Source organism: Microbacterium sp. CGR1, from assembly GCF_051062835.1.
In the GTDB taxonomy this organism is placed as follows: Bacteria; Actinomycetota; Actinomycetes; order Actinomycetales; family Microbacteriaceae; genus Microbacterium.
In genome coordinates this window covers 21128-34093 of sequence record NZ_JAOTPG010000001.1, presented here as the reverse complement: position 1 = coordinate 34093, position 12966 = coordinate 21128, and the positions used below count along the sequence as shown (strand labels likewise).

General features: G+C 67.5%; 14 protein-coding genes. 7 read left to right on the top strand and 7 right to left on the bottom strand.

Annotated features, from left to right (window positions below; genetic code table 11):
- Positions 1-84 precede the first annotated feature (84 nt).
- A complete protein-coding gene (glpX, locus tag OD997_RS00185; RefSeq protein WP_056308721.1) occupies positions 85-1071 on the bottom strand; it encodes a class II fructose-bisphosphatase in 987 nt (328 codons plus the stop codon).
- Between the two features lie 184 nt (positions 1072-1255).
- Between glpX and fbaA the strand changes: the two genes are divergently transcribed.
- The gene (gene fbaA, locus OD997_RS00180; RefSeq protein ID WP_434329831.1) at positions 1256-2284 is read left to right on the top strand and encodes a class II fructose-bisphosphate aldolase; all 1029 of its coding nucleotides are present in this window, start codon (positions 1256-1258) and stop codon (positions 2282-2284) included.
- Between the two features lie 63 nt (positions 2285-2347).
- Here the strand turns inward: fbaA and OD997_RS00175 are convergent, their stop codons facing one another.
- The 3 genes from OD997_RS00175 to OD997_RS00165 all read right to left on the bottom strand — a co-directional run bounded on the left by OD997_RS00175 (position 2348) and on the right by OD997_RS00165 (position 4980).
- A complete protein-coding gene (locus tag OD997_RS00175) occupies positions 2348-2875 on the bottom strand; it encodes a DUF6264 family protein (RefSeq protein WP_434329830.1) in 528 nt (175 codons plus the stop codon).
- 267 nt (positions 2876-3142) lie between these two features.
- A complete protein-coding gene (locus OD997_RS00170) occupies positions 3143-3934 on the bottom strand; it encodes an IclR family transcriptional regulator (RefSeq protein WP_434329829.1) in 792 nt (263 codons plus the stop codon).
- Between the two features lie 2 nt (positions 3935-3936).
- Complete coding sequence (locus tag OD997_RS00165) at positions 3937-4980, bottom strand: 4-hydroxy-3-methylbut-2-enyl diphosphate reductase (protein ID WP_434332299.1); 1044 nt, start codon at positions 4978-4980, stop codon at positions 3937-3939.
- Between the two features lie 90 nt (positions 4981-5070).
- Here OD997_RS00165 and xseA point away from each other — a divergent pair, with 90 nt between their 5' ends.
- The 5 genes from xseA to OD997_RS00140 are packed head-to-tail and all read left to right on the top strand — an operon-like array spanning position 5071 to position 9352.
- Positions 5071-6363 carry an exodeoxyribonuclease VII large subunit gene (xseA, locus tag OD997_RS00160; RefSeq protein WP_434329828.1) on the top strand — a complete coding sequence of 431 codons (1293 nt, stop codon included), beginning with the start codon at positions 5071-5073 and terminating at the stop codon, positions 6361-6363.
- A gap of 31 nt (positions 6364-6394) precedes the next feature.
- Entirely contained in the window at positions 6395-6631 is a 237-nt protein-coding gene (locus OD997_RS00155; protein WP_434329827.1) for an exodeoxyribonuclease VII small subunit, read from the top strand.
- Complete coding sequence (locus tag OD997_RS00150) at positions 6628-7266, top strand: DUF4245 family protein (protein ID WP_434329826.1); 639 nt, start codon at positions 6628-6630, stop codon at positions 7264-7266. Before OD997_RS00155 ends, OD997_RS00150 begins: the two co-directional genes overlap by 4 nt.
- Positions 7267-7271: 5 nt before the next feature.
- Positions 7272-7961 carry a carbonic anhydrase gene (locus OD997_RS00145; RefSeq protein WP_434329825.1) on the top strand — a complete coding sequence of 230 codons (690 nt, stop codon included), beginning with the start codon at positions 7272-7274 and terminating at the stop codon, positions 7959-7961.
- The gene (locus OD997_RS00140) at positions 7958-9352 is read left to right on the top strand and encodes a class II fumarate hydratase (RefSeq protein ID WP_434329824.1); all 1395 of its coding nucleotides are present in this window, start codon (positions 7958-7960) and stop codon (positions 9350-9352) included. The genes OD997_RS00145 and OD997_RS00140 overlap by 4 nt, the downstream gene beginning before the upstream one ends.
- A gap of 64 nt (positions 9353-9416) precedes the next feature.
- Here the strand turns inward: OD997_RS00140 and OD997_RS00135 are convergent, their stop codons facing one another.
- Together OD997_RS00135 and OD997_RS00130 are read right to left on the bottom strand one after the other, a co-directional pair.
- Positions 9417-10799 carry a PhoH family protein gene (locus OD997_RS00135; protein ID WP_434329823.1) on the bottom strand — a complete coding sequence of 461 codons (1383 nt, stop codon included), beginning with the start codon at positions 10797-10799 and terminating at the stop codon, positions 9417-9419.
- A gap of 227 nt (positions 10800-11026) precedes the next feature.
- Positions 11027-11806 (bottom strand): isoprenyl transferase, encoded by a 780-nt coding sequence (locus tag OD997_RS00130; RefSeq protein WP_056508681.1) that lies wholly within the window; start codon positions 11804-11806, stop codon positions 11027-11029.
- Positions 11807-11902: 96 nt separating this feature from the next.
- Here OD997_RS00130 and trhA point away from each other — a divergent pair, with 96 nt between their 5' ends.
- A complete protein-coding gene (trhA, locus tag OD997_RS00125) occupies positions 11903-12631 on the top strand; it encodes a PAQR family membrane homeostasis protein TrhA (RefSeq protein ID WP_434329822.1) in 729 nt (242 codons plus the stop codon).
- A 26-nt stretch (positions 12632-12657) separates the two neighbouring features.
- On the opposite strand, the gene OD997_RS00120 is transcribed toward trhA, so the two are convergent.
- Positions 12658-12942: a hypothetical protein gene (locus tag OD997_RS00120; RefSeq protein WP_434329821.1), complete on the bottom strand. Its 285-nt coding sequence runs from the start codon at positions 12940-12942 to the stop codon at positions 12658-12660.
- Between the last annotated feature and the right edge of the window lie 24 nt (positions 12943-12966).

The following is a 12966-nucleotide window of genomic DNA, read 5'->3' as shown; positions in this document are numbered from 1 at the left end:
GCAACGCACGAATGCCCGGCCCAGCGCTCCCCAGCGCGGTACCGGGTCGGTAACGATGACCCCGGAGTGCTCAGCCGACCGGTGTCAGAGCCACTTCGAGACGAGGTGCTCCGAGGCGATCCTGCGCAGTGTTCCCGAGGCACCGCGCAGCACGACACTCTCGGTGTAGATGTAGCCGCCTTCACGACGCACCCCGGCGACGAGCTGACCGTCCGTCACGCCGGTCGCGACGAAGATCGTGTTGTCCCCTCGCACCAGGTCGTCGGCCTCGTACACCTTGTCCATGTCGAGCCCCGCGTCGATTCCGCGCTGACGCTCGTCATCGTCGCGCGGCCAGAGCCGCCCCTGGATGTGACCGCCGAGCGCCTTGATGGCACAGGCCGTCACGATGCCCTCCGGGCTGCCTCCGACGCCGACGCACATGTCGGTGCGCGCGGCATGGCGCGCGGCGTTGATGCCGCCGGCGACGTCGCCGTCGCTCATCAGGCGCGTTCCCGCTCCGGCATCCCGGATCTCCTGGATCAGCTTCTCGTGACGAGGACGGTTGAGCACCGACACGACGATCTCATCGACCGGCTTGCCGAGCGCGCCGGCGAGCTTGCGGATGTTCTCGCCGATCGGAAGGCGGATGTCGACCACCCCGACGCCGGCGGGACCGGTCACGAGCTTGTCCATGTAGAAGACGCTGGAGGCGTCGAGCATCGACCCGCGGTCGGACACGGCGATCACGGAGAGAGCGTTCTGACGACCCGCCGCGGTGAGCGATGTGCCATCGATCGGGTCCACGGCGATGTCGCACTGGGGACCTGTGCCGGTGCCGACCTCTTCGCCGTTGAACAGCATCGGAGCGTTGTCCTTCTCGCCCTCGCCGATCACGACACGCCCCTGGAACGCGACGGTTCCGAGGAACGCGCGCATCGCATCGACGGCTGCACCGTCGGCGGCCTCCTTCGCACCTCGACCGATGAACGGCACAGCGCGGATCGCGGCTGCCTCAGTGGCTCGCACCAGCTCCATCGCGAGATTTCGATCGGGACGAAGGGGGCTGAGATCCGCTGTAAGACTAACCATGCGGTCAGCCTAGCCATCGAGACACGGTCAACTGGGGTGTTTTCGCGCCGAGACGACCGAAGGAAACGCGATTCTTAACGTCAGCGCAGGAGCAGCATGCTCGCTCCGACTCACCGCCGGAAACCGAGAGCCAGCCCCGATAGAGTGACTGCTGTCCCGGCTTCCCAAAATCGCAGGAGTTCTCATGCCCGTCGCCACCCCGGATCAGTACGCCGAAATGCTCGACCGCGCGAAGGCCGGCGGCTTCGCGTACCCGGCATTCAACGTCTCGAGCTCGCAGACGATCAACTCGGTCCTCCAGGGCCTGACCGAGGCAGGCTCCGACGGAATCATCCAGGTCACCACCGGTGGCGCGGACTACTTCGCCGGCCACACGGTCAAGGCGCGCGCGACCGGCGCACTCGCTTTCGCACGCTTCGCGACCGAGGTCGCCAAGAACTACCCCGTCACCGTCGCACTTCACACCGACCACTGCCCGAAGGATGCCCTCGCCGGTTTCGTCGAGCCGCTGATCGCAGCCTCCGAAGAAGAGGTCAAGGCCGGGCGCAACCCTATCTTCCAGTCGCACATGTGGGACGGCTCGGCTGTGCCCCTCGCGGAGAACATCGAGATCGCGCAGGACCTCCTTCCCCGCATGAAGAACATCAACGCGATCCTCGAGGTCGAGATCGGCGTCGTCGGCGGCGAAGAAGACGGCGTCGCGCACGAGGGATCCAACGACGCTCTCTACACGACGTTCGCGGACGTCGACCAGGCCGTCCAGGCTCTGGGCCTCGGCGAGCAGGGCCGCTACATCGCCGCCCTCACGTTCGGCAACGTGCACGGTGTCTACAAGCCCGGTGGCGTCAAGCTGCGCCCCGAGCTCCTGGGCGAGATCCAGCAGCAGGTCGCCGCGAAGTACAACACGGGCGCGAAGCCGCTCGACCTCGTCTTCCATGGTGGGTCCGGCTCGACCGATGAGGAGATCGCCCTCGCGGTCGCCAACGGTGTCATCAAGATGAACATCGACACCGACACGCAGTACGCCTACACGCGTGCGATCGCCGACTACATGTTCAAGAACTACGACGGTGTCCTCAAGGTCGACGGCGAGGTCGGCAACAAGAAGCAGTACGACCCTCGCGCCTGGGGCAAGATCGCGGAGACGGCGATGGCCGCTCGCGTCGTCGAGTCCACGCGCCAGCTCGGCTCCTACGGACAGTCGAAGAGCTGATCCCGTCCTGACAGCGAAATGCCCCCGACCACTGCGGTCGGGGGCATTCTGCGTCTCAGCCGTCTACTGGCCGGCGGTCTTGGCGACGAAGTCGATGAAAGCAGGATCGTTCATCAGCGGGATGGCGGCGCAGATCGACGCCACGAGAAGCGTCACGGCGGCCCCTGCGAGCGGAACCCACCACGAAGCCTTGCCGCTGCGCAGGCGGCGGATCGAGAAGTACGCGGTGAGCGACCACCCTGCGGCGAGGACGATCGCCGCGATCGTGCCCCAGAGCTTGCCCTGAGCGAAGTTCGTGAACTCGCCGTCGACGCCGAGGACCTTCATCATCTCGTTCATCGCGGTGGGGAAATCGAGGTACGACAGACCGGTCATCACGACGTTGATGAGGCCGTAGGCGAGCAGAGCGATGGTGATGAATCTGTCGACCGGGCGCGGCCGAGCAGTGGCCGGTGCACGCACGGATGCGGCTTCGGGGACCGGCGCTACGGGGGCTGCGGGCGGCGTCTCGTCGAGCGGCGGCAGCCCTGCTGCCCTGCGCTGCTCTTCGAGGGTCGCGATTTCGCCGTATTGAGGCCGCTGGTCGGTCATGCCGCCATGCTATCCGCACCGCCTCTGCGCGGTTCTCAGACTGCGCCACCCGAACATGATGGCGGCCCCGGAGAAGTGGGGACTCCTCGGGGCCGCGGATTCGGAACGCTGGGGACGTTCGTCATCCAAGTGGGTCGAGGAACGCTGGGGACGTTCCACCACCAGTAGTGCCGTTTGCACATGCGACTACATCTCACATGTTAGGAAAGCGCGTGCCGACCCGCTAGTGGCATTTCTTCAGATAGTGAACATTTTCGTGGACGAGCGTCAGATCGCCGTCTGCAGATCCGGTTCTCCGCCCGTCAGCGCATCCGCGCCCAGCTGCAATGACAACCGCGTCGCGCTCTGCTTCAGCTTCGTGACGAGACCTCGGTCGACGCGTGCCCGGTCGGAGGGGACCGAGATCGCCAGCGACGCCACGATGTTCGGCGCGATCACGGGAACCGCGACACACGTGTTGCCGATCGCGTACTCCTCACGGTCCAGGGCGAAGCCCGGTGACCGCTCCAGTTCCGCCAGCAGTGCACCACGGTCGCTGATGGTGCGCGGCGTGAGCTCCTCGAGACGATTCCGCGAAAGGTAGTCGAGACGCTCATCACAGGTGAGGTCGGTCAGGATCTGCTTGCCGAGTGCCGTCGCGTGCGCACTCGATTCGAGGGCGACGGACATGGCGATCCTCGGAGTGCGCACCGCGTCGACGATGTCGATCAGGTGCACTTCGCCGTCGTGGTAGCGCGAGAGGTAAGCGGTCTCCCCCACGGCTTCGGTGACCTCGCGCAGCGCGGATCGCACGCGCGCGAGAAGCACTCCGCCCGCATCCGGTGCCGCCCGGAACACCGGGAAGCTCGCGCCGAGGACGAGTCCGTCCGGTTCGTTGGCCAGATATCCCTCGTGGATCAGCGTGCGAACGAGGTTGTAGGTCGTCCCGTGGGTGAGCCCTGTGAGGGCCGCGAGAGCCTTGACGGGCACGGGACGGGCCGAGTTCGCGACGATGTCGACCAGGCGCAGAGCGCGCTGGACCGATCCGATGAGCGTCGGCGCCGCCTCCGTGGTGGGCACCGTCAGGCGTTTCCGCCGGAAGCGCGGCCCCCCAGCGCACGAGCATCGCGCTGACCCGAGGCATCCTGTCGGAGCTCCTTCGGCAGCGAGAACATGAGGTCCTCCTCCGCCGTCTTGACCTCTTCGACGTCGTGGTAGCCGGCGCCCTCGAGGGCCTCGAGCACCTCACGGACGAGGACCTCGGGAACCGATGCTCCACTGGTGACCCCGACCGTGGCGACACCGTCGAGCCACTCCTGCTTGACCTCTTCGGCGTAGTCCACGCGGTAGGCGGCCTTCGCCCCGTACTCGAGGGCGACTTCGACGAGGCGCACGGAGTTCGAGGAGTTCGAGGAACCCACGACGATCACGAGGTCGGCGTTCGCCGCGACCTTCTTGATAGCCACTTGACGGTTCTGCGTCGCGTAGCAGATGTCGTCGGACGGCGGATTGTGCATCTCCGGGAAGCGCGTCCGCAGACGGTTGACCGTCTCCATGGTCTCGTCGACCGACAGAGTGGTCTGCGAGAGCCAGACGACCTTCGACGGGTCCTTCACCTGCACCGTGTCGGCCTCGTCGGGAGAGTTGACGATGGTCACGTGATCCGGGGCCTCGCCGGCGGTGCCCTCGACCTCTTCGTGTCCTTCGTGGCCGATGAGCAGGATCTCGAAGTCATCGCGGGCGAAGCGCACGGCCTCGCGGTGGACCTTGGTGACGAGCGGGCAGGTCGCATCGATCGCGTGCAGACCGCGGTCGGAGGCAGCCTCCACGACCGCAGGAGAGACACCGTGCGCGCTGAAGACGACGTGAGCGCCCTCCGGAACCTCGTCGACCTCCTCGACGAAGATCGCGCCCTTCTCTTCGAGCTCGGACACCACGTGGATGTTGTGCACGATCTGCTTGCGCACGTAGACGGGTGCGCCGTAGCGCTCGAGAGCCTTCTCGACAGCGACGACGGCGCGGTCCACGCCGGCGCAGTATCCGCGCGGAGCCGCGAGCAGAACGCGCTTGTTCCCCACCACCGGGTTATCCTGAAGCCGCCCGGCCGCCCCACGTACTCGTGGGATGCGCGGCAGAGGCAGATGAACGGCAGTCGAGGTCACACTGGAATTCTACCGCCGAGAACCTGAGCAGGAGCGGGAAGGTGCACTGAGCGGATGACGGTCTTCGAAGCCTCGACGCGTCCGGGCGAGACTCCACCGGCGGATGCGGTCGCTCCGCGCGACTCCTCCGCGGATGCCCCGACCTCCGTCGCCCGGCTGAACGGCACGATCCGCGACTTCGTCGCCCGGTGGAACACCGTCTGGGTCGAGGGCGAGATCACCTCGTGGAACGTCCGCGGCGGCAACATCTTCGCGCGACTCAAAGACACCCGCTCGGACGCGCAGATCTCGATCCGGGTGTGGTCGAGCGTCCGCCCCCGCATCCCCGGCGATCTCGCCGTCGGCGACCACGTCGTCGCAGCCGTCAAGGCCGACTACTTCGTCAAGGCCGGCGACTTCAGCTTCACCGTCTCGGCGATGAAGCACGTCGGGCTCGGCGATCAGCTCGAGCGCCTCGAGAAGCTCCGTCTGCAGCTGCGCCAGGAGGGACTGTTCGATTCCGCTCGCAAGAAGCGTCTCCCCTTCCTCCCGCACGTGATCGGCCTGATCACCGGCGAACGATCCGACGCGGAGAAGGACGTGCACCGCAACGCGGAGCTGCGCTGGCCACAGGTCCGCTTCCGCACCGAGTACGCCGCCGTGCAGGGCGACCGCTGCGTGCCCGACACCCTGGCCGCCCTCGCTCGGCTCGACGCCGACCCCGATGTCGACGTGATCATCATCGCGCGCGGCGGCGGAGACCCCCAGACCCTCCTCGGATTCAGCGATGAGCGGCTCGTCCGCGCCGTGGCTGCAGCATCCACCCCGGTGGTGAGCGCGATCGGACACGAGAACGACCGCCCGCTCCTCGACGACGTCGCAGACCTCCGCGCCTCGACTCCGACGGACGCGGCGAAGCGCGTCGTGCCCGACGTCAGCGAACAGCGGGCGCTGATCGCGCAGCTGCGGTCCCGCGCGACCTCCCGTCTGACGCAGCGGCTGTCGCACGACATCGCCCAGCTCGAGCAGTTGCGTTCACGACCCGCGCTGCGCTCACCCGATCCCATCATCGACTCGCGCTCGCAGGAGGTGTGGCTGCTGCTGTCGCGCGGACGCGACACGATCACACGACAGCACGACGCGGCGGGACGGGCGACCAGCGAGCTGCGCGCCTCTCTTCGGGCGCTGTCTCCCGCGGCCACACTCGCTCGGGGCTACGCGATCGCCCACCTCGAGGGCGGCGTGATCCTCCGCGACGCGGCGGATGCACCGGCCGGCAGCGCCCTGACGATCACGGTCGACCGCGGGTCGATCGCTGCTCGTTCCGAAGGCGAGATCGCCGAGGGACCGACACCTCGCTCCGGATGAGCGCACCCTGCGCACCGCGTAGGATGGAGGCGTGAGTGCGCTGAACGACACCCCTGTGGACACGCTGTCGTTCGAGGCCGCTCGCGACGAGCTCGTGAAAGTCGTCTCCGAGCTCGAACAGGGTGCTCCGACACTCGAGCAGTCGCTCGCCCTCTGGGAGCGCGGCGAGGCTCTCGCCGCGCGGTGCGAGGAGTGGCTGCTGGGCGCGAAGCGTCGTCTCGAGGCCGCGCGCGCCGCCGCCGACACCTCAGACGAGGACGAGTCGTGAACAAGCCCGCACCCATCGTCGCGGAACTCGGCCGACCCGAGACCCCCGCCGAGACGGCGGCCCGCAAGGCCGCATCGAGCAAGGCGTATCGCTCGAGCCAGACGGTGCGCAGCCTGATCGCCGCCCTGATCGCCACCCTGGCCATCGTCGCGGTGATCGTGTTCGCCGTGCCCCGCGGCGAACCCGCGACGAGCACGACCATCGACATGGTCGGCATCGCCGCCGACGTGGAATCCACGGTCGGCAGTCCCGTGATCGTTCCCGATCTCGACGACTTCTGGCGCGTGAACGCGGCCGGCCTCACCAGCAGCGCGACCCCGGTGTGGGACGTGACCCTCGCCCCGTCCGCCGAGGACGAGCGCGGCTTCATCAAACTCGCGCAGGCTTTCGGCACCGACTCGTCGTGGGCCCCGCAGCGCCTGAACGGAACGGCGCCCACCGACACGATGTCGATCGGCGGCCTCGAGTGGGACGTCTACAAACTCGGCGATGCCGGTGCGAAGCAGAACATCACCTATGCGATCGGCACCCAGGCGGGTGACGACTACCTTCTGCTCTACGGCTCGCGTTCGGCCGATTCCACGGCCGAGCTCGCCGAATCCCTCGTCCCGCAGATCCGCGACCTCTCGGAGTAGCCCTCATGACAGACACGCTCACGCCCGCCGCCGCCTGGAAACAGATGCAGGAGGGCAACCAGCGATTCGTCGATGATGCCCCTCGGCACCCGAATCAGGACGTCGCGCGACGCAAGCACCTGGCTGCCGCGCAGCATCCGGTCGCGACGCTGTTCGGATGCTCGGACTCACGACTCGCGGCGGAGATCATCTTCGACCTCGGCCTCGGCGACCTCTTCGTCGTCCGCAATGCCGGCCAGGTGATCGGCGAGTCGATCGTCGCGAGCCTCGAATACGCGGTCGCCGTGCTGAACGTGCCCCTGATCGTCGTCCTCGCGCACGACTCGTGCGGCGCAGTGCGCGCTGCCATCGACGGGACCGCCATCGACGCCGCTCCCCTGCCCCCGCACATCTGGAAGCTCATCGCGCCGATCGTGCCCGCAGCCCGCAAGGTGCTCGTCGAGAACGGTGGGACCACTGTCGACGAGATCGACGCCGACCTGGTCGGCCGGGAGCACCTGCGCAACACTGTCAGCGATCTGCTGCAGTCGTCCGAGGTGATCTCCCACGCGGTCGCCGAAGGCCGTCTGGGCATCGTCGGCGCCAACTACCGTCTGGCCGAGGGCACCGCGGTGCCCGTCATCACGGTCGGAATCGACTCAGACGGAATCGACACCGAGGGGCACGGCCCCGCAACCAAGGAGGGTTCGGAATGACCGACACCGAGTACCGCATCGAGCACGACACCATGGGCGAGGTGCGGGTTCCCGTCGACGCGCTCTATGGCGCGCAGACGCAGCGCGCCGTCGAGAACTTCCCGATCTCGGGCAAGGGTCTCGAGTCGACGCAGATCGCCGCTCTCGCGCGCATCAAGAAGGCCGCAGCGCTCGCGAACAAGGAGCTCGGAACTCTTGACGGCGCCATCGCCGACGCGATCGCGCAGGCCGCCGATCAGGTCGCCTCGGGCGTGCACGACGGCGAGTTCCCCGTCGACACGTACCAGACCGGCTCCGGCACGTCGTCGAACATGAACATGAACGAGGTGCTCGCGACGCTCGCGACCCGCATCCTCGGTGCGAACGTGCACCCGAACGACCACGTGAACGCCTCGCAGTCGTCGAACGACGTCTTCCCGACCTCCGTGCACATCGCCGTGACGCAGGCCCTGATCGACACCCTGATCCCGGCGCTCGACCACCTCGCCGTCGCCCTTGAGGCGAAGGCGGAGCTGTGGAAGGACGCGGTCAAGTCCGGCCGCACGCACCTCATGGATGCGACCCCGGTCACCCTCGGCCAGGAGTTCGGCGGCTACGCCCGTCAGATCCGCCTCGGCATCGAGCGCGTGCAGTCCGCGCTCCCCCGCGTCTCCGAGGTTCCCCTTGGTGGCACGGCCACCGGCACCGGCATCAACACGCCGCTCGGGTTCCCGCAGAAGGTCATCGCGCTGCTCGCGGCCGAGACCGAGCTGCCGATCACCGAGGCGAAGGACCACTTCGAGGCGCAGGCCAACCGCGACGGCCTCGTGGAGGCATCCGGTGCGCTGCGCACCATCGCGGTCTCGCTGACCAAGATCAACAACGATCTGCGCTGGATGGGCTCGGGCCCCAACACGGGTCTCGGCGAGCTCCACATCCCCGACCTGCAGCCCGGGTCCTCGATCATGCCCGGCAAGGTCAACCCGGTCGTGCCCGAGGCCGTGCTGATGGTCTGCGCGCGTGTGATCGGCAACGACGCGACCGTCGCCTGGGCCGGCGCATCCGGTTCGTTCGAGCTCAACGTCGCCATCCCGGTGATGGGTACGGCGCTGCTCGAGTCGATCCGTCTGCTCGCGAACGCGTCGCGCGTGCTCGCCGACAAGACCGTCGACGGCCTGGAGGCCAACCTCGAGCGCGCTGCCGCATTCGCCGGAATGAGCCCGTCGATCGTCACGCCGCTCAACAAGCTCATCGGCTACGAGGCTGCCGCCAAGATCGCCAAGCACGCCGTCGCGAAGGGCATCACCGTCCGCGACGCCGTGATCGACCTCGGCTACGTCGAGCGGGGCGACCTCACGCTCGAGCAGCTCGACGAGAAGCTCGACCTGCTCTCGATGACCCACCCGGGTTGATCCTCAGCCACTGAGACGCCGGATGCCGCAGGGACTCTTCCCTGCGGCATCCGGCGTTTCGAGCTCAGCTGAGTTCGCCACCCTCCAGGAGCTCCGTCACGAGCGCTGCGATCGCAGAGCGCTCGGACCGCATCAGCGTCACGTGTGCGAACAGGTCGTGTCCCTTGAGCGTCTCGATCACACTGGCGATGCCGTCATGCCGGCCGACGCGCAGGTTGTCTCGCTGGCCCACGTCGTGCGTGAGGATGACCCGCGAGTTCTGCCCCATCCGGCTGAGCACCGTGAGGAGCACGTTGCGCTCGAGCGACTGCGCCTCGTCGACGATCACGAACGCGTCGTGGAGGGACCGTCCGCGGATGTGGGTCAGCGGCAGCACCTCGAGGATGCCCCGTTCGACGACCTCTTCCATGACGTTGCCCGAGACAACGGAGCCGAGGGTGTCGAAGACGGCCTGCCCCCAGGGCCCCATCTTCTCGCCCTGGTCTCCGGGGAGGTAGCCGAGCTCCTGACCGCCGACGGCGAACAGCGGGCGGAAGACGATGATCTTCTTCTGCTGCTGGCGCTCGAGCACCGCCTCGAGTCCCGCGCACAGCGCCAGCGCCGACTTGCCCGTTCCCGCTCGTCCACCGAGAGAGACGATGCCCACATCGGGGTCGGTCAGCAGATCGATCGCGATGCGCTGCTCTGCCGAACGGCCGTGCATGCCGAAGATGTCGCGATCGCCGCGGACGAGCTTGTACTCGCCGTCACCGGTCATGCGACCCAGGGCCGAGCTGCGCTCCGAGTGGATGATGAGACCGGTGTTCACCGGAAGACCCCTGGCATCTTCGCTGACGCCGACCTCGCTCTCGTAGAGGTCGCTGATCTCGTCGCCCGAGAGGTTGAGCGTCGTGATGCCGGTCCAGCCGGAGTCGACCGCCTGCTCGGCCAGGTACTCCTCGGCCCGGAGCCCGAGGGAGGCGGCCTTGACGCGCATCGGGAGGTCTTTCGAGACGATCGTGACGTCCTGGCCGTCCTGCGCCAGATGCATGGCGACGGAGAGGATGCGAGTGTCGTTGTCGCTGAGCCGGATGCCGGCCGGAAGCACGGAGGCATCGGTGTTGGCGAGCTCGACACGAAGGGTGCCGCCCTCTCCAACCTCGACGGGGAAGTCGAGACGACCGTGCTCGACGCGCAGGTCGTCGAGATGGCGCAGCGCCTGGCGGGCGAAGTAGCCGATCTCAGGGTCGTGGCGCTTGCCCTCGAGCTCGGTGATGACGACCACCGGAAGCACGACCGAATGCTCGGCGAACCGGAAGAACGCCTGCGGATCACTCAGCAGGACAGACGTGTCGAGCACGTAGGTCCGGAGATCCTGATCAGGATCAGCGGACGCCGCTCGCGTCGTCGTCTTACGGGTGGACTGCTGCGCGGTGCTTGCGGACTGCTGCGCTGTACGTGAGGTCACGACCCACTCCCGACCCGGGGAGAATCCCGGTTTTTCGAACGAGTCGACCAGGGGGTCACGAGTCGTCAACCTGAGGCCGACCCGACGGGCGCCTTGCCCGATGCCTAGAAGCTACGACCACGTGCCGACATTAACGCGACTCGACACGCCCTCACTTCGTTACGTGTTGATTAACGGCTCATGGCCAGACGTCCGAGATGGTCGCGCTCGGTGCAGACGACCGCGGATCAGCGCCCGAATCGCCGGTCTCGGTCGGCGAAGTCGCGGATCGCTCTCAGGAAGTCGACCTGCCGGAGATCCGGACCGAGCGCCTCGACGAAGTAGAACTCGCTGTGCGCGCTCTGCCACAGCAGGAAGTCGCTCAGGCGCTGCTCACCGCTGGTGCGGATGACGAGATCCGGATCCGGCTGCCCGCCGGTATAGAGGTGCTCGCCGATCATCTCGGGGGTGAGGTGCGCGGCGAGATCCTCGATCGTCCCACCCGAGGCCTGGTGCGACGTGACGATGCTGCGCACCGCGTCGACGATCTCGTTGCGTCCGCCGTAGCCGACCGCGAGGTTCACATGGAGCCCGGTGTGGTCGCGAGTGCGCTCCTGGGCGTCGTCGAGCACCCTGGCGAGCTCCGGGGGCAGGATGTCGGATCGTCCGACGTGCTTGACCCGCCAGTTCGGCTCCTGCGACAGAGCCTCAGCGAGCTCCGCGATGATCTCGATGAGATCGGCCAGCTCCGCGGAGTCGCGCTTGAGCAGGTTGTCGCTGGAGAGCAGATAGAGCGACACGACGCGGACGCCGAGCTCGTCGCACCATCCGAGGAACTCCCGCATCTTGGCCGCCCCAGCACGGTGTCCCTCGGCCGGGGTCTCGTATCCGAGCTGTCGGGCCCATCGCCGATTCCCGTCGATCATCATCGCGACGTGGTGCGGAACGGACGCCGGGTCGAGGTGGCGGCGCAGCCTGCTGGTATAGAGCCGGTACAGCGGCCCCCGCCCCTGACCATCACGTGACATCACCTCCCTACGCTATCGTGCCGAGATCTGAAGGACAGTGGCTGACGCTCAGGATATGTACGCCTGGTGGAATGGCGGCCCGCATAGAGTGAGGGCGTGAGCACACCCGACTCCGCGGTCCCCGACGTCCCTCAGCTTCCCCTCCTGGAGGAGGCGGCGCACGATGCGGCGGTCGAGATCAAGCCCACCTGGCGCGGCTGGATCCACGCCGCGACCTTCCCGATCGCGATCGTCTGCGGCGTGCTGCTGATCCTCTTCGCTCAGGGCGGCGCCGCGAAATGGGCGGCTGGAGTCTTCATGGCGACGTCGCTGCTGTTGTTCGGCAACTCCGCGCTCTACCACCGGTTCGACTGGAGCCCGAAGGTCAAGGTCGTCCTCAAGCGGATCGACCACGCGAACATCCTGCTGCTCATCGCCGGCACGTACACACCGCTGGCCGTGCTCGCCCTGCCTCCTGAGAAGGGCGCGCTGCTCCTCGTCCTCGTCTGGAGCGGCGCCCTGCTCGGCATCCTCTTCCGGGTGTTCTGGATCAACGCGCCGCGCTGGCTCTACGTCGCGCTGTATCTCGTGCTCGGCTGGGCGGCCGTGATGTACATGGCCGACCTGCTCGTGGCGAACGCGGCGATGATGGTGCTCGTCATCGTCGGCGGCCTGCTGTACACGGGCGGGGCGATCGTCTACGCGCTCAAGAAGCCCAACCCGTGGCCAGGCCACTTCGGCTTCCACGAGATCTTCCACATGTGCACGGTGCTGGCGTTCCTGTGCCACTGGACGGCGTGCCTGCTCATCGCCCTGGCACCGCTGTCCCCGTCGCTCGGAGCGTGATCGGCTCCTGACGGCTCAGTGCCGGATCAGCGCTTCTCGGGGTCGTCGTCGCCCTCGCGGACGATCGGCAGGTCGGCATCCGTCTCGGTCGCCTCGTCGGCCTGGAGCGCGGCCTCCTCGGCATCCAGCTCGTCTCTGACCTCTTCCCGGTAGCGGACGCGGCGGATCCGTCGGTTCATGTCGAGGATCAGGAGGATCACGGCGACCAGGATGATCACCACGGCGGCGAAGCCGACGAAGCCGGGCGTGACCAGCTGGGGGTCGACCGTCATCGTGGGCGTCGGCATCGGGGTCTCGGTCAGAGCAAGCACGGAATCGGCCTTTCATGCGCAGGT

Bases quoted from the DNA above. Each gene is read 5' to 3' on its own strand.
- glpX (WP_056308721.1), bottom strand. From the start codon at position 1,071: ATGGTTAGTCTTACAGCGGATCTCAGCCCCCTTCGTCCCGATCGAAAT.
- fbaA (WP_434329831.1), top strand. From the start codon at position 1,256: ATGCCCGTCGCCACCCCGGATCAGTACGCCGAAATGCTCGACCGCGCG.
- OD997_RS00175 (WP_434329830.1), bottom strand. From the start codon at position 2,875: ATGACCGACCAGCGGCCTCAATACGGCGAAATCGCGACCCTCGAAGAG.
- xseA (WP_434329828.1), top strand. From the start codon at position 5,071: ATGACGGTCTTCGAAGCCTCGACGCGTCCGGGCGAGACTCCACCGGCG.
- OD997_RS00145 (WP_434329825.1), top strand. From the start codon at position 7,272: ATGACAGACACGCTCACGCCCGCCGCCGCCTGGAAACAGATGCAGGAG.
- OD997_RS00140 (WP_434329824.1), top strand. From the start codon at position 7,958: ATGACCGACACCGAGTACCGCATCGAGCACGACACCATGGGCGAGGTG.
- OD997_RS00130 (WP_056508681.1), bottom strand. From the start codon at position 11,806: ATGTCACGTGATGGTCAGGGGCGGGGGCCGCTGTACCGGCTCTATACC.